The sequence below is a fragment of the Paraburkholderia sp. J67 genome, from assembly GCF_905220265.1.
Classification (GTDB): Bacteria; Pseudomonadota; Gammaproteobacteria; order Burkholderiales; family Burkholderiaceae; genus Paraburkholderia.
Genome location: NZ_CAJMZK010000014.1, coordinates 106,054 through 125,835, shown reverse-complemented (window position 1 = coordinate 125,835; position 19,782 = coordinate 106,054). Strand labels below are relative to the sequence as shown.

General features: G+C 62.5%; 16 protein-coding genes. 4 read left to right on the top strand and 12 right to left on the bottom strand.

The genetic code is table 11. The features are described from left to right. Entirely contained in the window at positions 1–681 is a 681-nt protein-coding gene (locus tag U5782_RS24040) for a response regulator transcription factor (RefSeq protein ID WP_322046381.1), read from the bottom strand. A gap of 422 nt (positions 682–1,103) precedes the next feature. Between U5782_RS24040 and U5782_RS24035 the strand changes: the two genes are divergently transcribed. Further along, on the top strand, positions 1,104–2,648 hold the full coding sequence (locus U5782_RS24035) for an ATP-binding protein (RefSeq protein ID WP_322046380.1): 1,545 nt from the start codon (positions 1,104–1,106) through the stop codon (positions 2,646–2,648). An 86-nt stretch (positions 2,649–2,734) separates the two neighbouring features. Here the strand turns inward: U5782_RS24035 and U5782_RS24030 are convergent, their stop codons facing one another. The 5 genes from U5782_RS24030 to U5782_RS24010 all read right to left on the bottom strand — a co-directional run bounded on the left by U5782_RS24030 (position 2,735) and on the right by U5782_RS24010 (position 6,470). Further along, positions 2,735–3,436 carry a pyridoxamine 5'-phosphate oxidase family protein gene (locus U5782_RS24030; protein WP_322046379.1) on the bottom strand — a complete coding sequence of 234 codons (702 nt, stop codon included), beginning with the start codon at positions 3,434–3,436 and terminating at the stop codon, positions 2,735–2,737. 126 nt (positions 3,437–3,562) lie between these two features. After that, entirely contained in the window at positions 3,563–4,591 is a 1,029-nt protein-coding gene (locus U5782_RS24025) for a DNA-binding protein (RefSeq protein WP_322046378.1), read from the bottom strand. 274 nt (positions 4,592–4,865) lie between these two features. Then, positions 4,866–5,363, bottom strand: a complete 498-nt coding sequence (locus U5782_RS24020) for a DUF523 domain-containing protein (RefSeq protein WP_322046377.1) — start codon at positions 5,361–5,363, stop codon at positions 4,866–4,868. Between the two features lie 42 nt (positions 5,364–5,405). After that, positions 5,406–5,753 (bottom strand): winged helix DNA-binding protein, encoded by a 348-nt coding sequence (locus U5782_RS24015; RefSeq protein ID WP_322046376.1) that lies wholly within the window; start codon positions 5,751–5,753, stop codon positions 5,406–5,408. A 153-nt stretch (positions 5,754–5,906) separates the two neighbouring features. Continuing rightward, entirely contained in the window at positions 5,907–6,470 is a 564-nt protein-coding gene (locus U5782_RS24010) for a hypothetical protein (RefSeq protein ID WP_322046375.1), read from the bottom strand. 377 nt (positions 6,471–6,847) lie between these two features. Here U5782_RS24010 and U5782_RS24005 point away from each other — a divergent pair, with 377 nt between their 5' ends. Together U5782_RS24005 and U5782_RS24000 are read left to right on the top strand one after the other, a co-directional pair. After that, positions 6,848–7,462: a carbonic anhydrase gene (locus U5782_RS24005; RefSeq protein ID WP_322046374.1), complete on the top strand. Its 615-nt coding sequence runs from the start codon at positions 6,848–6,850 to the stop codon at positions 7,460–7,462. A gap of 37 nt (positions 7,463–7,499) precedes the next feature. Beyond that, positions 7,500–9,071 carry a SulP family inorganic anion transporter gene (locus tag U5782_RS24000; protein ID WP_322046373.1) on the top strand — a complete coding sequence of 524 codons (1,572 nt, stop codon included), beginning with the start codon at positions 7,500–7,502 and terminating at the stop codon, positions 9,069–9,071. A gap of 115 nt (positions 9,072–9,186) precedes the next feature. Here the strand turns inward: U5782_RS24000 and U5782_RS23995 are convergent, their stop codons facing one another. From U5782_RS23995 to U5782_RS23970, 6 genes are all read right to left on the bottom strand, one after another. After that, a complete protein-coding gene (locus U5782_RS23995) occupies positions 9,187–10,863 on the bottom strand; it encodes a fatty acid--CoA ligase (protein WP_322046372.1) in 1,677 nt (558 codons plus the stop codon). Positions 10,864–10,899: 36 nt separating this feature from the next. Then, positions 10,900–12,087, bottom strand: coding sequence for a beta-ketothiolase BktB (gene bktB / locus U5782_RS23990; RefSeq protein WP_322046371.1), 1,188 nt, complete (start codon positions 12,085–12,087; stop codon positions 10,900–10,902). Between the two features lie 47 nt (positions 12,088–12,134). Continuing rightward, on the bottom strand, positions 12,135–13,808 hold the full coding sequence (locus tag U5782_RS23985; RefSeq protein WP_322046370.1) for an electron transfer flavoprotein-ubiquinone oxidoreductase: 1,674 nt from the start codon (positions 13,806–13,808) through the stop codon (positions 12,135–12,137). Between the two features lie 66 nt (positions 13,809–13,874). After that, entirely contained in the window at positions 13,875–15,665 is a 1,791-nt protein-coding gene (locus tag U5782_RS23980; RefSeq protein WP_322046369.1) for an acyl-CoA dehydrogenase, read from the bottom strand. A 255-nt stretch (positions 15,666–15,920) separates the two neighbouring features. Continuing rightward, entirely contained in the window at positions 15,921–16,925 is a 1,005-nt protein-coding gene (locus U5782_RS23975) for an AraC family transcriptional regulator (protein ID WP_322046368.1), read from the bottom strand. Between the two features lie 342 nt (positions 16,926–17,267). Beyond that, positions 17,268–18,761: a tetratricopeptide repeat protein gene (locus U5782_RS23970; RefSeq protein WP_322046367.1), complete on the bottom strand. Its 1,494-nt coding sequence runs from the start codon at positions 18,759–18,761 to the stop codon at positions 17,268–17,270. 435 nt (positions 18,762–19,196) lie between these two features. Here U5782_RS23970 and U5782_RS23965 point away from each other — a divergent pair, with 435 nt between their 5' ends. Then, entirely contained in the window at positions 19,197–19,712 is a 516-nt protein-coding gene (locus tag U5782_RS23965; RefSeq protein WP_322046366.1) for a DUF6622 family protein, read from the top strand. Positions 19,713–19,782 lie beyond the last annotated feature (70 nt).

Below are 19,782 nucleotides of genomic sequence, written 5' to 3'. Positions count from 1 at the left end.
TCATGTGTCGGCCGACAACATGTACCCGGCGTTTCGCACGGTGTGCAGGAGCGAGCGCTCGAACCCCGCATCGATCTTTTGCCGAAGCTTGCTGACGTGCACGTCGATCACGTTGGTCTGCGGATCGAAGTGATATTCCCAGATGTTTTCCAGCAGCATGGTGCGCGTCACGACCTGATCGGCATGGCGCATCATGTATTCGAGCAGCTTGAATTCGCGCGGCTTCAGACTGATCGCCTTGCCCGCGCGCGTGACCCTGCGCGAAAGCAGATCGATGCTCAAGTCGCCCACCTTGAGCGACGTTTCGAGCACGTCGGTCTGCGAGCGACGCATGAGCACCTCGAGCCTTGCCAGCACCTCGCCGAATGCGAAGGGCTTGACCACATAATCGTCGCCGCCGCTCTTGAGCCCGCGAATGCGCTCGTCGACGGCATCGAGCGCGCTCAGGATCAGCACCGGCGTCTTGCTCCCCGTCGCCCTCAGCGCCGACACGATGCTGAGTCCGTCCACGCCGCCCGGCAGCATGCGATCCAGGATGATCGCATCGTAGGGGCCGCCCATCGCGAGAAACATGCCATCGCGGCCGTTGTCGGCGAAGTCGACCACATGGCCCGCTTCCGCGAGCCCTTTCCTCAGAAAGCCGGCCACCTGCACATTGTCTTCTACTAACAAGATCTTCATTTCCAGCCACTCGCGGTTCCAGACAGCCGCCAAAAACGGACGCGGCGCGGCGCCGCTCTTCGTGCGAAGCCCAGCCTTGCGGGTCCCCGCCACCCAGCCGCCAATTATCCGCCCAGCGCCGATATTCCGATTTTCGGCGCCTCATTAAATTAAGTTAATGTTCCTTCGGCATTCTGAATCGGCGTCACGCGACGTCCGCTCCCGATAAACGCATGCGCTTGAAAGTCGGCTGCCACTGCTGCGGGAACCGTAGATTAACAAAAGTTAATCTACGGATAACGGTGAGGAAAAGCCGCTTCGCCTATCATCCGTCTCGATACGATCCGCGCGCCATTGCCCCGCTCAAGACGTAGAGGCGCCCACGACGAGGCGGGTTGCCGCGCCCTCAGTTCCTTGCCCGAGCCATGCTGCACGAAACAGACATGAACTACGCGATAGCCGATTCCCCCTCGTTCGATCCACGCTGCGCCGTCATTCAGGTCGGCGAATGCGAGCTGGACCTCGGCGTGCGGGCGCTGCGCCGCGGCGGCAAAGTGGTGGAACTGGGCTCGCGTGCGTTCGATGTGCTCGCCACCATCGCCCAGGCGGCAGGACGCATCGTCTCCAAGGACGCGCTGATGGCGGCGGTCTGGCCCGATACGATCGTCGAGGAAAACAACATCCACGTGCAGCTTTCGGCGATCCGCAAAGCGCTGGGCGCGGATCGCAAGCTGATCCTGACGGTGCCGGGGCGCGGTTATCAACTGGTCGCGACCGCGCCCGAAGTGCGGGTCATGCCGTTGCCACGTCATGAATCCGCGCCGGCCCCCCTTGCGTTGCCCGCGCGTGACGCGTTGCTCGGGCGTGAAGACGCCATCGCCGAAATACGCGCGATGATCGCGTCGGCACGCGTCGTGACGCTGGTGGGCGCGGGTGGCATCGGCAAGACGAGGATCGCCCGGGAAATCGCGCAGCGACTCGCCACGGAACAGGCTGTCGATGTCCACTTCGTCGAACTCGCTGCACACGGTACGCGCACGGCGGTGATCCGTGCGTTCGCGGATGTCTGCGGTGTGTCCGTCGGCGAGGGCGAGGACGATCCACGGAGCCTGGCAAGCGGGCTGGCCAGCCTGCGCGGCGTGCTCGTCATCGACAACGCCGAGCATGTCGTGGAGCACGTGGCCGAACTCGTCGGGCTGATCAGCCACGCCCATCCTCAGGTCAGGATTCTCGCCACCAGCCGGTTCCGTCTGCGCGTGTCTCACGAAGTCGTCTATCGTGTCGGCCCGCTCGCACTCCCGAACGCAGACGACAACCGCGACGCCCTGCTGCGCTCACCGGCAGTCGGCCTCTTTCTGAGGCGGCTGGTCTCGAACGGCGTGAGCGCCGACATGAGCGATGAGCGGCTTCGGATCGTCGAAGAGATCTGCCGGCGCCTCGACGGCATACCGCTCGCGCTCGAACTGGCGGCCGGGCGCGCGTCCGTGCTGGGACTGGAAGGACTCTGCGAGGGGCTCGACGAGCCGCTGCTCTATCTTGCCGGCGGTTATCGCACCGCCCAGCCCAGACACCGGACCCTGCGGGCCGCATTCGACTGGAGCTTCGAGATGCTCAGCCCCGCCGAACAGACGGTGTTCCGGCGTCTGAGCGTGTTCAATCGCGGGTTCAGCCCGGAGGCGGCGTGCCTGATTGCACGCGACGCCATGCTCTCCATCGAGGCCGTGATCGACTGTGTCAGCGAACTGGTCGACAAATCGCTCGTCGAGATTCAATTCGAAGGCGCGGACGTGACATACCATCTCTCCGCGCCAGCGCGCGCCTATGGGCGCGAAAAGCTGCTTGCCGAAGGCGAGATCGGCACGATCTTCGAGCGGCACGCGCTCTATGTCAGCGAGCAACTTCCGACGCTGGCAATCGAAGAGGCCGTTACGTCGAACCCGCTCTCGCCCGGTCGGGCGGTACAAGCGCCGCCGTTCCTGCGCATGTAGTTGCGCCAGGCGGCAGGAACGGGGCGCGGTGCTTTTACAAATGTTCACCGCTACCGCGCGCAGGTCTGAATCACCAAACCAGCGGACTACCGGCTCGCGCTGGCCGCACGGTTCGCCCACTCCCTCACGTAAGCCGGTTCTCCGCCTTCCGGCAACTCGCCGTCGCGCTCGGGCGCGAGCGGGCGCAGCGCCATCGGCAGCACGCCCGCCCAGACGGGGCGATCGAGGTCCTCTTCGTCGTCCCCGGGACCGGCGGCCCGCACCTTCGCGACCGCCTCGTCAAGCGGCAGGCGCAGCACCGTGGTCGCGGCCATTTCGTTGCGGTTGCCCGCGCGGGCCTCATGCACACGTCCGGGTGCGATGTGCTCCATGAACGCATCGAGCGCCGCGGCCTTGTGATCGTTCGCGACGACTTCGAACGCGCCGTAGATCATTGCGGAGCGATAGTTCATCGAGTGATTGAATGCCGAACGCGCGAGCACGAGACCGTCGAGGTGCGTGACGGTCACGCAGACCTGCGCGCCGTCGGCGGCGAGCTTGAGCATGCGGCTGCCGTTCGAGCCGTGGATGTAGAGATGGTCGCCTTCGCGCCAGCAAGCCGTGGGAATGCAATGCACGCCGTGCTCGTCCGCGAAAGCGACGTGGCAGACGTAGGCCGCGTCGAGAATCGCGTGCAGCGTGGCGCGATCGTACTGCGCCCGCTGCGCGATGCGCCGCACGCGCGTGCGCGACGACGGCGCGCCTTGAGTGGCGATGGAATCGGCATCGTTGTTATCGCTCTCGGACATCCTCGGCTTCTCCTGCTTTGCAGTGTGGGAAAGCCGATTACAGTAGCGAAGTGGTGGCCCCAAGGGTAGATCCAGCAGCCAGCATGTGGATGGGGCCACGAAACGCCGCCGGCCCGGTGGGCTTTGTCAGTCCTTGACGACTTTTTTGCGCGCAACGCGCAATGGCTTTGCGGCGACTTCCGCGGAGCGAGCCGCGCGCCGTGAGGTGCGCCGTGTGGTTGGGACTGCGGTCGTTGCCGCTGCACTCGCTTTGCTGCGCAGCGCCTCCAACTCCTGAGTCTGCACGGCGTGCGTCGTGCGCATCGCTTCCAGCCGTCCTTCCAGCATGCCCGCCTGATGCCGCAGATCGCCCAGTTGGCCCTGGAGCGTCTGCGTTTCAGCGCGTGCGGTTTCTTCAGCGCGCGTGGCGCGCTTCGTCGCGGCCTCGAGATCGCGTTGCAGGCGTGTGTTGGCGGTACGCTCGCGCTCGATTTCGAGCAGGGCGCGTTTCTCCGCCGCCTGGAGACGCGTTTCGGCCAACTCTGCGCCGGCACGCAGTTTGTCGAGTTCGGCGGCGAAATCGGCGCGCGCCTGCACGAGCGCCGCATCGCGCTCGCGGGCCGCCTGCTGAAGGCGCTCGACCTGCCCCTCCAGCGCGGCGCGCGTGGCTTCCGCTGCGGCCTGGGCCTGTTCGAGTTCGTGTATGCGCACCTGCGCGGCGAGCAGCGCCGTGGTCCGTTGCTCCAGCGCCGTTTCAGTGCGCGCGAGATCGTTCTGCAAGGTCGCAACACTGGACTGCGCTTCCCGCCGTACGTCTTCGACCTCCACCCGTAACGCTTCCAGCGACGCCTGCGCAGCAGCGGTGGCACGCGTCCACAACGCGGCGACCAACTCGCCCGCCGCGCCCTGCAACTCCTCCGGCAGGTCCGCGTGCTCGATACGCACGCGGCTCTTTTCGCGCAACTCAGCCCAGAACTCGGACAACACCGCCGTGGGCGTCCCCATGCTGCCGCGATGAACCAGTTGATAGAGGCGATTTGCCGTGGGCGTCACGCCAAAACGGAAGAAGAGCAGCGCACACACTTCCCGGTAGAGCTCGCGCGTCTTGGGGAATTCGGCCTTGAGGCGTTCGATTTCGGCTGTGATGCGGACTTCGTCGGGAGCGGCGTCGTTCATGGCGGGATTACGTCGATTCAATTCGTTAATATTACAACGTAAACCGTCAATTTTCTACCTTATGCGTCTTTAATTTTGACATTACTTTTATAATGTTCGTATTTTTGGTGTATAGCGCTTGTTCGAACGCACTTCAGCGGGAAATTGACGACTTGAGGAAGTTAGCGAAGCTCTCCGAGCGCGAGCCACTACAAAAGAGAAAGGCTTGCGCGCTCAAGGTGCGGTGGCCTGAGGCAATGAAGATGCAGACGCGAAAATAGTTAGCGACGTGCGATCACGCCTCTTCTTGCGCCAACCGCTCACCCAGCGCTTCGATTTCGGAATCCGCGAAAACTTCGATTCCATGCGCTCGAAGCAAAGCCGCAGTCACCCCTGCCCCGGCATGACGCTGGCCGGAAAAACTGCCGTCGTAGATGAACCGGCTACCGCACGACGGACTGCCGTCGATCAGCAACGCAAAGCGGCAATCGTGTTCAAGTGCGCTCGCCAGCGCGGCCCGCGCACCCGCAACGAACAGCGCCGTGACATCGGCACCGGACGCATCGACCACTTGCGCCGCGCCCGCCAGCACGCGATCACCCGATTCAGCACGCGCGATTTCAGCCGCCGGACGCGGCACGCCAAATCCGCCCATCAACTCGGGACAAACGGAGACCACGCGCCCTTCGCGCTGCCACGCTTCGAGCAGCGGATGCGCGAGCGTCTTCGCCGCACCGTTATAGCGAACCGGGCTGCCAAGCAGGCATGCACTGACCAGAACCTTGTGAATCATGGGAGTCGAAGCGAAGCGTGGAAACTCAACGAGCGAAAACCGTCACTGATCCTTCGCGGCGCGCAGCAACGCCTCGGACAACTTGTCGAAGTGGCGCAGCGCGGCGGGCGTGAGTTCGACCTGCTTGCGGCGCGCGTCCTCGGTATCACCCAGCCGGAGCCACCCCTTCTCGCGCATCGAGGTAAGGCGCGCATGCAGCGTAGCGGGCGAACCCAGTTCGCTCTTGCCCATGATGTCGCGCACCGAAAGACGCTCGTTCGTCTGCGCAACGCGCGCCACCAGTTCCAGAATACGCTGCTCCAGCGGGTCGAGCGCCGGCAACGCGGGCAGGCCACGCAAGGCGTCCGCGAGTTGGAGGAAACGGAAGTAGATATCAGCAGGGCGCGTCATGGTGGCGAATTCGCATCTCGTCGACTGCTCGGTCTTCCCCACGCACGACGCGCGCATGGGAGGGCGAAGGATTCTACCGCGCCGATATTCGCGCCACGGTTTTTGCGCCGGGGATCGGGCGCCGCGGCCGCGGAGGCTTTCTTCTAATTCTCTCTATTCGACCAGACCGGGCACGCGCGACGACTGGGCGTAGCCGAACGCTGGCGAATACGACGTGGCCGCTTGCGCGCCTTCAAGCTCACGCGCAATCCGTTCATAGAGTGTGAACCAGTCGACCGCCAGCACGGGCACCGTGACATCGCCGCGCGCGCGATAGACCAGAAAACGCATCCAGCCGTCCAGAAAGACGCCCTGCCCCGGCATCAGCAGGCAAGGCGGCCTGGCGACCCTGGGATAGTGAAGGCGGGTTTCGCCGATCGCGGCGTCCAGGCTGGCGTCGTCGCCGCTGCCCGGGCCGCCGCCGCCTTCTGGCGCGCAATGATCGCGCACCGCCTGGTCGACCAGACTCATCGGCAATTCCACGAAAGCTACCCGCACGTCGCTCACAAGGTGTCCGGGCGCGCTTGCGGCAATGTCTCCCGCGACGTCGCCTGCGAACACGCGTTTCGCCACGACCGTGCGCGCCTGCGCGGGCAACGCACTCAGGGGCATGGCGCCATGAAAAAGCGCCTCGCGGAACAAGGGGTAGCGGACCAGCCAGGTGTCGGATGATGCCATGTGATGATCCGTGCAAACGCTGCGCGCCCGTGAATTATCCGGGCGCGCAACCTTGCTCGCGGTACTCTCTCAGGTTCTATTGTTATAAAAAATATAACGTCAAACCGGTCGATCGACAAGAGCAGGGAAAGGGAATCTAGACGCCCAACGCGTGTGGACGATCACTGAAATAGCCGGGCTTGCACCCGAAAAGGCCCGCGCAACGCGGTCTGGAACCATGCAAATGCCATAAAACCTACGACCTGAATATTTTTCGAATTTTTTTCCTGGGGCGCGATTTTTTTTCGAAGCATGCTACAGAAAGCAATTCGTAAGAATTGAATTTCACACCGGCGACTCCCCCGTTGCCAGCCGGTTCACCTCTGGAGCTTGCATCGATGAACCCTCCGAAACGCTTCCTGCTCGCCAACCTTGCGTGGTCGACCGAAGTCGCCACCCGCGAACCGGACTTCTTCTCCCAACTCGCGCAAGGCCAGCAGCCGCGCGTGCTGTGGATCGGCTGCTCGGACAGCCGCGTGCCGGCCGAGCGCATCATCAACGCGAAACCGGGCGAACTATTCGTACACCGTAACATTGCCAACCTGTTCGCCGCCGACGATGCCAACGCGTCCAGCGTGGTCGAATACGCCGTCCACGCGCTCGAAGTGGAGCACATCATCGTCTGTGGCCATCATCACTGCGGCGGCGTGCGCGCGGCGCTCTCGCCGCCCTCACCCGCGCTGCCGCTCGTGAACCGGCGCATCGCCGGACTGCGCGATCTGGCGCTGCGCCATCGTGCCGAACTCGACGCCATCACCGAAATGGACCAGCGCGTCGACCATCTCGCCGAGCTCAACGTCATCGAACAGGTCAAGCGCCTCGAAGCATCGCCGATCCTGCGCGATGCGAAGCGCAAACCGCAAGTGCACGGCTGGGTTTTCGGTCTGCGCGAAGGACGTCTGCTGCAACTGCATGACACTCAGGACGCGCCCATTGCCGCCGTCGCGGCCTGACACCCGTTTCGACCGACCTCTCCACACTGGATTTTCCATGCCGAAATCTCGCTCCTTCGACTTCGCGAGCCTGCGTAGCGACCTGTTCGCGGGCATCGTCGTCTTTCTCGTCGCGCTGCCGCTATGCCTGGGCATCGCCACGGCCTCTGGGGTCGAGCCGTTCGCCGGCCTGCTCTCAGGGATCGTCGGCGGCCTCGTGGTGGCGCTGCTCAGCGGTTCGCACCTGAGCGTGAGCGGCCCGGCGGCGGGCCTCGTCGTGATCGTGGTCTCGGCCATCGGCACGCTCGGCAGTTTCTCTGCGTTTCTGTGCGCCGTGCTGATCGCAGGCGCGCTGCAAGTCGTGCTGGGCCTGCTGCGCGCCGGGCAACTGGCGAGCTTCGTGCCCGTGCCCGTCATCAAGGGCATGCTCGCGTCGATCGGCCTGCTGCTGATCGTCAAGCAGGTTCCGCTGGGCCTGGGTCTCAGCGCGCCTGGCGCGACGCATCCGCACGACACCGCGGCCACGCTCGCTACGCCTTTTGGACCTGTGCTGCTGCCCGCGCTCGTGCTCGCCGTCGTATCCGTGGCGTTGCTGTTCGCCTGGGAAACGCCGCGCGCGAAACGCTACGCGCTGGTGCGCGCCGTGCCTGGACCACTCGCGGTGGTGGCGCTTGGCATCGGCACGACGGTGCTGCTCGATGCGTTCGCGCCTGCGCTCGCCTTACCGGTCGAGCAGCGCGTGGCGCTGGATTCGCTCGCCTCGTTCGATTCGCTGGCCGGCGCGTTCGCCCTGCCGGACTTCACGCAATTCGTCGATGCCGATGTCTGGCGCGTCGCGCTCACGCTCGCCATCGTCGCGAGCCTGGAAACGCTGCTGAGTCTCGAAGCCGTCGAGCAGATGGACCCGCAACGGCGGCGCGCTTCGCCCGACCGCGAACTCAAGGCTCAGGGTGTGGGCAATATGGTGGCGGGCGCACTGGGCGGCTTGCCGATTACGGCCGTGATCGTGCGCAGCTCCGCGAATCTCAACGCGGGCGCACGCACGCGGCTTTCGGCCTTCGTGCATGGCGTGCTGCTACTCGTGAGCGTATTCGCCCTGACGACCGTGCTGAACCTGATTCCGCTCGCCTGCCTCGCGGCCATCCTGATCCAGACCGGCTACAAACTCGCGAAACCGCAGCTTTTCATGGCGATGATGCGCGAAGGCGCCGAACGCCTGATTCCCTTCGTCGCGACCATCGTGGGCGTGCTCGCGACCGATCTGCTGATCGGCATTGGCATCGGCATTGCGGTGAGCATGCTGCTGGCAATGCGCGCGAACCTCGACGACACCTTCGCCCTCGCGGAGCACGACGACCACTATCTGCTCTCGTTTCGTAAGGATGCCTCATTTCTTGCCAAGCCCATGCTCATGCGCTGCCTCGCCCGCATTCCCGATCGCGCCACGGTGCTGATCGACGCGGAACGCGCCGATTTCGTCGATCGCGATATCCGCGAGACGCTCGAACGTTTCGTCGACGATGCGCCGCGCCGCCACATCACCGTCGAGCGCGTGCATTGGCCGCGCCTGGACGCCCCCACGAAACGCCGGCTGCCGTGGGCGCGCACCGCGGGCACGACGCAGGCATAACGCCAACAGGAAAGCGGACGAAAAAAGGCGCGCCCAAGGCGCGCCTGAAAGATCGCTCCACACGACCGGCGCCGCCCTGCCTGAGTCAGGACGGCGCCGGGGTCCAACTGCTACGTCAATCGAAATTCTCGCGCAGCCATTTCTTGTTCAGTTTGCCCACGCTGGTCTTTTCCAGCGCATCGACGAACTTGACGATCTCCGGCACCGCATACTTCGAGATCTTGCCGGTCTCGGCAAAACGCATCACGTGCGCGCGAATTTCCTCGCTGCTCACGGGTGCGCCATGCTCGGGACGCAGCACGATCACCGCGGCGGGACGCTCGCCCCACTTCTCGCTCTTGATGCCGATCACCGCCACTTCCGCCACGGCGGGATGCTGCGAGATCAGGCTCTCGATATCGAGCGACGACACCCACTCGCCGCCCGACTTGATCACGTCCTTGATGCGATCCGTGATCTGCAGATAGCCGTCCGTGCCGATACGCGCCACGTCCTGCGTATGCAGCCAGCCGCCTTCCCATAGCGTCTTCGACGCATCAGGGTTGTGCAGATAGCCCTGCGTGAGCCACGGTGCGCGCACAACAACCTCGCCGCTCGCGCTGCCATCGTGCGGCACGTCGCGCATTTCGGCATCGACAATGCGCAGATCGACGAGCGGAATCGGCAGGCCCGTGCGGCAACGCAGGCTCACTTCCTCGTCGAGCGTGCGCGGCTCGCGCGAAGGCATCAACTGCGCAAGCGTGAGCACCGGGCAGGTCTCGGACATGCCATAGCCCGTAAAGATGTCGATGCCGCGTTCGAGCGCCGCGCGTGCGAGACCATGCGGCAACGCGCCACCGCCGATCACCACCTTCCACTTGCTGAAGTCGGCGGTTTTCGCCTGCGGGCAACTGAGCATCATGTGCAGGATCGTCCCCACGCAATGCGAGTAGGTGACGTTTTCCTCGCGCATCAACTCGACGAGGCGGTCCGGCACATAGCGACCCGGATACACCTGCTTCAGGCCCATCAGCGTGGCGATATACGGCATGCCCCACGCGTGCACGTGGAACATCGGCGTGAGAGGCATATACACATCGCCGCGATGCACGCGCTGACCGTGCTCGGGACTCGTGAGCGCGGCCATCACCGTGATGGTGTGCAGCACGAGTTGCCGATGCGAAAAATACACGCCCTTTGGCAAACCGGTCGTGCCGGTCGTGTAGAAGGTCGTCGCGCGCGTGTTCTCGTCGAAGTCGGGGAAGTCGAACTGCGTGCCGCTGCTGGCGAGCAATTGCTCGTATTCGCCCGCGAACTCAATGCCCGGTGGCAGCGTTGCGTTGCCTTCATCGTCGATCAGAACGAATGTATGCACGCGCGGCAGCTTCTCGCGAATTGCCTCCAGCACCGGCAGGAAATCCGCGTGAACCAGCACGACTTCGGCGCGCGCGTGGTCGATCGTATAGGCGATTTCAGACTGCGACAGTCGGATGTTCACGGTCTGGAGCACCGCGCCCATCATTGGGATTGCGAAATAACTTTCCAGATAGCGATGGCTGTCCCAATCCATCACCGCAACCGTGGTGCCCTTTTGTACGCCCAGGCGCTGCAGCCCATTGGCGAGTCGCGCGATACGCTCCTGAAGCTGCGCATAGGTGATGCGCACCTTGCCGCGGTAGACGATTTCCTGCTCGCGCGCATGCGCCATGGGCGTGAGCAGGAGGCGCTTGATCAGGAGAGGATAGGCATAGGCCGACGTCGCGTCCTCGCTGGCTTCGTTCGCGTCGTTTGCTTGGGTTGCCTCGTATTGCATGTGTGTCTCCAGTCTCATGCCGCGCGCTAATGGAACTTAGCGCAGATTCTCGAAAATCGCTGCGATGCCCTGACCGCCGCCGATACACATCGTCACCAGCGCATAGCGGCCGTTCACACGTTGCAGTTCGTGCAGCGCCTTCACGGTGATGAGCGTGCCCGTCGCGCCGATCGGATGGCCCAGCGAAATGCCCGAACCGTTCGGGTTCACCTTGGCCGGATCGAGGCCCAGTTCCTGCGTCACGGCGCAAGCCTGTGCCGCGAATGCCTCGTTCGACTCGATCACGTCGAGGTCTTCGATACGCAGGCCCGCGCGTTGCAGCGCGAGACGCGTGGCGGGCACCGGGCCAATGCCCATATGCAGCGGATCGACGCCCGCGTGCGCATAGGCCACGAGGCGCGCCATCGGCGCGATGCCGCGCTGTTCGGCAGCTTCGCGCGACATCAGCAGCACTGCAGCAGCAGCGTCGTTGATACCCGAGGCATTACCCGCCGTAACCGTGCCGTTCTCTTTCGCGAACACGGGCTTGAGCTTCGAGAAGTCCTCGATCGTTGCGTCGGTACGCAGATGCTCGTCGGTATCGAACACGACGTCGCGGCCCTTCACCTTGCGCGTGACCGGCACGATCTGGCTTGCGAAACGGCCTTCGGCAATGGCGTGCGCCGCGCGGCGATGCGATTCGAGCGCCAGCGCATCCTGGCGCTCGCGCGAGATGTCGAACTTGCGCGCGACGTTCTCGGCGGTCACGCCCATCGGGATGGTGTGAAACGGATCGTTGAGCGCGCCGAGCATCATGTCGACGAGGCGTACATCGCCCATGCGCGCGCCGAAACGCGCATCCGGCGTGATATACGGCGCGCGGCTCATGTTTTCCGCGCCCGCGCCGATCGCCACATCGGCGTCGCCCAGCAGAATGGTTTGCGCCGCCGACACGATCGCCTGCAGGCCCGAGCCGCACAGACGGTTGACGTTGAAGGCCGGCGTCGTTTCCGGAATGCCCGCGTTGATGGCCGCGACGCGCGACAGATAGAGGTCCTTGGGTTCCGTGGCGATCACGTTGCCGAACACCACATGGCCCACGTCCTCGGGCTTGACTTCGCTGCGTGCGAGCACTTCGCGCAACACCAGTGCGCCCAGTTCGGTGGGCGCCACGTCCTTCAGGCTGCCGCCGAATTTACCGATTGCGGTCCGCACGCCGCCAACGACTACGACTTCCTTGCTCATTGTCTACTCCTCGTTCTATGGGGCCCGCGCCTGAAGCGCGGTGGGCATTACATGTTCGGATAATTGGGACCGCCGCCACCTTCGGGCGTGACCCAGACGATATTCTGCGTCGGATCCTTGATATCACAGGTCTTGCAGTGCACGCAGTTTTGCGCGTTGATCTGCAATTTGTCTTCGTCCGAATCGTCCTTGACGAATTCGTAGACACCTGCCGGGCAAAAACGCGCTTCGGGGCCAGCGTAGGTCGTCAGATTGATACCGACCGGCACGTTCACGTCTTTCAGCGTCAAATGCGCGGGCTGATTTTCTTCGTGGTTCGTATTCGAAATGAACACGGAAGAAAGGCGGTCGAACGTGAGCTTGCCGTCAGGTTTCGGATAGACGATCGGCTTGCATTCTGAAGCGGGCTTGAGCATCTCGTGATCGCGATGCTGGTGGTGCAGCGTCCAGGGCACCTTGCCGCCCAGCACTTTCTGCTCGAGGCCCACCATGATCGTGCCGAGGTACAGGCCCTTGCTCATCCACTGCTTGAAGTTGCGTGCCTTGTACAGTTCTTCATGCAGCCACGACTTTTTGAACGCATCCGGATAGGCGCTCAGTTCATCGCTCTGACGACCCGCCTGCACGGCTTCGAATGCCGCTTCGGCGGCCAGCATGCCGGTCTTGATCGCCGCGTGGCTGCCTTTGATGCGCGAAGCGTTCAGGAAGCCTGCATCGTCGCCCACCAGCGCGCCGCCGGGGAACACAAGCTTTGGCAGCGACATCAGGCCGCCCGCCGTGATCGCACGCGCGCCATACGACACGCGCTTGCCGCCTTCGAGATATTTGCGAATCTCCGGGTGCGTCTTGTAGCGCTGGAATTCCTCGAACGGCGAGAGATACGGATTCGTATAAGCCAGGCCGACGACAAAACCCACCATCACCTGGTTGTTCTCGGTGTGATAGAGATACGAGCCGCCATACGTGTCGCTTTCGAGCGGCCAACCGGCAGTGTGAACGACCAGGCCAGGCTGATGCTTCGCGGGATCGATTTCCCACAGTTCCTTGATGCCGATACCGTAGACCTGCGGATCGGCGTCCTTGCCCAGCTTGAAGTGCTCGTTCAGTTGACGGCCCAGATGCCCGCGCGCGCCTTCGCAGAAGAGCGTGTACTTCGCGTGCAACTCCATGCCGAGCTGAAAGTTCTCGGTTGGTTCGCCATCCTTACCGATACCCATGTTGCCGGTGGCGACGCCCTTCACCGAACCATCGTCGTTATAGAGAATCTCCGCGGCCGGAAAGCCCGGGAAAATCTCGACGCCCAGCGCTTCGGCCCGCTGGCCCAGCCAGCGCGTCACGTTCGCGAGGCTGATGACGTAATTGCCGTGGTTCTTGAAGTTGTTCGGCAGCGCCCAGTTCGGCACCGACTTCGCGCCCGTTTCCGACAGGAACAGGAACTTGTCTTCCGTCACCGGCACGCTCAGCGGCGCGCCTTGCTCTTTCCAGTCGGGAAAGAGTTCATTGATCGCTCGCGGATCCATGACGGCACCCGAAAGAATGTGCGCGCCAATTTCCGAGCCTTTTTCCAGCACGCACACGCCGATCTCGGCGCCTTTTTCCGCTGCAATTTGTTTGAGGCGAATCGCCGCCGACAGCCCGGCCGGGCCGCCGCCAACGATCACCACGTCGTATTCCATCGATTCACGCGGACCAAACTGCGCGATCAAATCGTTCGAATTCATCCTGCGTCTCCCCCATCTCCCGGAGCGCGGCCCGTCTCAGGCCGCTGCTCCGGTCACCATCCACAATCAGAACTGGTCTTCGGCCAGCGTGAGCACGCCTTCGTCGCCGCGCGCGGCGAGCACCGCCGTCGCGAGACCACCCGCCTGCGAGAGTACATGCTCGGCGTAGAACTGCGCCATCGCAATCTTCGCACCGTAGAACGCGGGGTCATCGGCGAGATTGCGCTGCGCCGCCAGCAAGGCGCGGCCGAGTTGCCAGCCGCACAGCACGATGCCCGCGAGTTTCAGATACGGCACGCTGCCGATGAAGACCGCGTTCGGATCGCGCTTGACGTTCTCCAGCACGTAATCCACCACACGCGAAAGGGCTTGCGCGCCCTGCTCCAGTTGCGTGCGCATCGACGTCGCCGCCGCGCCACCTGCCTGGCCCAGTGCCTCGATGGTGCCCGCCACTTCGTCGAGCAGCGCCTTCCCCACCGCGCCGCCATCGCGTGCGGTCTTGCGGCCGATCAGGTCGTTCGCCTGGATCGCCGTGGTGCCTTCGTAGATCGCCAGGATGCGGGCATCGCGATAGTGCTGCGCCGCGCCGGTTTCCTCGATGAAGCCAATGCCGCCGTGCACCTGTACGCCGAGGCTCGTGACCTCGTTGGCCATTTCCGTGCTCCAGCCCTTCACGATCGGCACGAGGAATTCGTAGATCGCCTGATGACGTGCGCGCACGGCCTCGTCGGCATGACGATGCGCGATGTCGGCATGGCCTGCCGCCACATACGCCAGCGCGCGGGCGCCTTCGGTCATCGAGCGCATGGTCGCGAGCATGCGGCGCACGTCGGGGTGACGCACGATCGTCACCGACTCTTTGGCCGAACCGTCGACGGGACGGCTCTGCACGCGCTCCTTCGCATAGGCCACGGCCTGCTGGTAAGCGCGCTCGGCGATCGCCACGCCCTGCGTGCCCACGCCGAAGCGCGCCGCGTTCATCATCACGAACATGTATTCGAGACCGCGATTTTCCTCGCCGATGAGGTAGCCGATCGCGCCGCCGTTATCGCCGTATTGGAGCACCGCGGTCGGGCTTGCCTTGATGCCGAGCTTGTGTTCGATCGACACGCAATGCACGTCGTTACGCGCGCCCAGCGAGCCGTCTTCGTTGATCAGGAACTTCGGCACGATGAAGAGCGAAATGCCCTTCACGCCTTCAGGTGCGTTCGGCACGCGCGCCAGCACGAGATGGACGATGTTCCCGGCCATGTCGTGTTCGCCCCAGGTGATGAAAATCTTGGTGCCGAACACCTTGTACGAACCATCGGCCTGCGGTTCGGCGCGCGAGCGCACCAGTGCGAGGTCGGAACCGGCCTGCGGCTCGGTCAGGTTCATCGTGCCGGTCCACTCGCCCGAAATCAGCTTCGGGACATAGCGTTGCTTCTGGTCTTCGGTGCCGGCCGTGAGCAGCGCTTCGATCGCGCCGTCGGTCAGCAGCGGGCACAGCGCGAACGAGAGGTTCGCCGCATTGAGCATTTCGTTGCAAGGCGTGCCCACGAGCTTCGGCAAGCCCTGGCCGCCGTACTCGGTGGGATGTTGCAAACCTTGCCAGCCACCTTCGGCGAACTGCGCGAAGGCTTCCTTGAAGCCCGGCGTTGCCGTGACTTCGCCATCGCGCCAGCTGCTCGGCGCGCGGTCGCCTTCGACGTTAAGCGGCGCGAGCACTTCGCTGCACAGCTTCGCGGCCTCCTCCAGCACCGCCTGGGCGGTTTCGAAGCCGGCGTCCTCGTAGCCGGGCAGCGTTGCAATATTGTCGATGCCGGCCAGCTCTTTCAGCACGAACAACATATCCTTGACGGGGGCAGTAAAGCTCATGGCGAACCTTTCAATCACGCGGTAGATCAGGGACGCCCTGCGGCGAAGCGGCGGGAGCGCCATTCGCGTACGGGCAATGTTGGCCAATCGTAGCGGCAAAGGCACGCCGCCGGACTGTCCAAACAGGCCCATCTAGTGACAAATCTGGCCACGCCATGTCTGACGGACGCGTGAAATACGAGGTTGACCAGGGTTGAACCTGGTGTGCACTGGGGCTGCGCCGGGAATGCGCATCAGCCGCTTTGGGGTTGCGCGTCAGGCACGCCCGCGATAGGTGCCGGGCGTGCTGCCGGTCCAGTGACGGAAGGCGCGATGGAATGCGCTGGGATCGTCGAAGCCGATATCGGCGCCGATGGCCGCGATGGTGTCCTGGGTGTCGGTCAAGCGCTGGATCGCCACGTCGCGGCGCAGATCGTCCTTGAGCACCTGAAACGACGTCTCCTCGGCGGCGAGGCGGCGGCACAGCGTGCGCACCGAGCAATGCAGATGCTCGGAGGCCGCTTCAATGGTCGGCAGATCGGGCAGCGTGTTCGCCAGGTACTGGCGCACCTGATGGCTCACCAGTTGCTCGCTGAACGATTCGAAGATCCAGTCGCCCGGCGAGCGTGCGAGAAACTGGCGCAGATTGCGCTTGCTCTGCCGGATCGGCATGTCCAGATAGGCCGCGCTGAAGCGGAACAGCGCCGTCTCACAGCCAAAGCGCACCGGGCCGGAAAAGAAATAGCGGTGATCGTGCGCATGAGCCGGACGCTCGCAGGCCAGATCGACCTGGAGGAACGGAATCTTCTGGCCGATCAACCACGACGACACCCCGTGCGCGAGCTTGAGCATGAGCTCCTGCCCCAACGGGCCGATCGGCCCATACGCGGGATGCGGGCGCAGCTCCACCTGCGCGACCAGTTCACTGCGGCGCGATTCGAGCCGGAAGTCGTCGAGCACGATATGGAAAAACTGGCCAAAGCGATGCAGCGCCGTTTCCAGATTGCGTGCGTCCAGCAGACTCAGCGAGAGAAATTTCAGCGTGCCGCTGCGAAAGGGGCGGCTGAAGATGCCGGGCATTTCGTCGTCGAGTTCGATCGCCAGCATGCGATAGAGCGTGGAGAACTGCTCCTCGGTCACGCGCGCGCCCGGTTCGTTCAGCAATTCCCCGGGGATGCCCGCCTGCTCCAGATAGCGCTCGACCACTTCGGGCCGCGCGCGGGCGGCAGCGAGAAAACCAAGCACGAGCGAAATGGGAACGGTGGAGCCGGGAAGTTGCATGCCAGAGAAAGCCGGGCGGAAGCCTTGGCGAAATCGTTTGTGTGAGCGCCTGAGCGCGACATCGCATGATACGCCCCCAAGTGGCTTTCACCGAATGCGGGGTGCGCGCCATCGCGCGATACCTCAACACCATTCGCAGATACATGATCACTGATATTTAATTATTAAGTAACGCATCAAATACTCACATCAATAATCATGCAATGTTCCATCGATTAAAAATCCAGGCAAACAAATAACGCACCAGAATTTGCGAACAGAGTAGAAGTTAATATAATTATCGCAAAAACGAGCGACTACAACCAAAATCGGTTTATCCGCCTGACTCGCAACAATGCCTTGTCAAGCACCTTTACGCTTTTGACTCGACGACAGTGCATCGGCGACGCGGGTGACGACACCCGACCAGTCGACATCATCGACTCCTTGACGAAACAAGCTAACAACACCTGGATACAGCTCTGAAGTTACACCGTCAGATCCCCAACGCCAGTCAGTTGCTACGTTCGCCAGCAGAATCCACGTGGGTTTGCCGAGTGCCGCCGCCAGGTGGACGACCGCCGTATCCACGCCGATGACAAGATCGAGTCGTGAAATGATTGCCGCGACATCGGCAAGATCTGTAACCCTGTTGCCAAGGTTCAAGATGAAGCGATCGCCGATCTCCGACCTCAAGGCTGTTTCGCTGACACCTTTCTGGAGACAAACAAACACGACTCCCGGGATTTCCCATAGACGTTCCAATACGTTCAAGGCTGGCAAAGAGCGAAAATAATCATTCGGATTAGCAGGATTTCCCCGCCATACCACGCCAACTCGTAGTCGCCCTTTGGGAATTCTATGCTCCCATTTCAGACCGGCGCCCGCTGACACATTGAGGTATGGCAGGCCTGACGAACCCGACCAGGGCCGTTCGCGCAAATTAAGGGGAATACTCCATATGTATGTCCAGAAGTCATGAACGGCACAGATTGAAGGATCAAATGCCTCGCGAGCGACAATCGCATCGACCTCTGTCAGAGCGGAGAATAATCTTAGCGCTGCGGCACTGCAAACCAATGTCACTCGCGTGGCGCCGCGTTCCTTAATTCTCCGGATGTAGCGTGAAAGTTGTATTTCATCTCCAAGTCCCTGCTCGGGCCACACTAGCAGCGACGCGCCTTCAATCGATTCCCCGCGCCATTGTGGAAACGAAACAGGAGGCGGACTAGCGTACGCACCCTGGGATTCAGTTGCGCAGCGTGCCTCGAAGAGTGGCAACCCGCTCTGCCAGTTACCCTGATAGAGCAAGAGATTGCCGAGGTTCAATTTGTAGTCAGTGTTATGTGGCTGCAGCGCGAGCGCCTGCCTGAATATCGTCTGGGCGTGGTCGAGCCGCCCCCGATCTTTAAGAATCATTCCTAGCATATTCAACAACCGATGGCTTTCAGGTACCTCCCTGACTGCTCCTGATAATAAATCTTCTGCATCTTTAAGGTGCCGTTTCCATCGCAACAAGAGACCCAGATTGCACAGAGCCTGTTCGTGATTCGGGACAACGGCAATAGCGCAACGAAACCATCGTTCAGCTTCCTCCTGGCGTCCAGTCTCCCGGTACAGCACCCCCAGGTTATTCATAACATCGGCGGATCGAGGCGCGACCCGGACAGAACGATGCAGATAATCCTCGGCAGCCACGTAATTTTTTATTTTCAAATTACACACACCCGCAATATTTAGCAATTCTGGATGATCGGGTTGGCGCTCGAGCATTTCATCCGTCAACCGGATAGCCTCCTCGACATTACCGGTATGATATATCTCTCTAATTAACTCGATTTCTCGATTCATGGTCATGATAATAAAAACATAAAATCAGGGATTCGAGAGAAACGACGTTTTCGAAATTCACGCCGCCAACATAATCGAATTAAATGAAATAAAGATTATTAATTAATATCAGAATCACAACCAAATGCCAACCTTCAAACCTTGAACCATATCACTCATCAATAATAATATAATATCTTTTTGCAAATCTCCACAAAACCAGCCGCATTGCGAGATGGATCTGGAAGTACTCAACATCATTTTCACGATGAAAAAAGTATGAAGACATTATGTGTCAGCCCAATCACTATCTGCGCCCCCCGGTAATCTCACTTCGCACCACAAAGCCATCGTTTCGCGACGCCAGGCGCCCGTCCGTCGCATTCCGGTCGCGGGCAAACCCGCACGGCCCGACCATGAGCCACATCGATTCGCTCACCCCACACGCCGGAGGTCGCCGCCATGTTTGCCAGCCTGATCCAACACACGCCCCATTGGGTTTGGGGCACCCTCGTCGCCCTGATCGTCCTCGGCATGCGCCAAAGCGAGCCGCGCCGCCGTTCGCTGCGCAGCGCCACGACGCTGCCACTCGTCATGACCGCGCTCTCGCTCTATGGCGTGGTCTCGGTCTTCGCCCACGAACCGCTTGCGCTCGCGGCCTGGGCACTCGGGGCCGCCGCCCTGTTTTCGGTGATGACGACACAAGGTGCCTGGAACGGCGTGCATTGGTCGGCGACACAGGAATGCCTGGTCGTACCGGGCAGCTGGCTTCCCCTCGCGCTCTATCTGGGTCTTTTCTGCGTGAAATTCGCGGTCGGCGCAACGCTCGCGATCCATCCCGCACGCATCGACGACGCGAACTTCGCCTGTCTCACCGGTCTGGCCTACGGCGCATTCAGCGGGGTGTTCCTCTCGCGCAGCTATGCCATGTGGCGCATCGCCCGCAACGTGCTGACACGCAACGCCGCACTCTGGTAATCCGCGCGAGGCGCCAGACGCTACAATCCGCCACACGCCGCGCTCACCTGCATCATCGGCCCACGCGGCG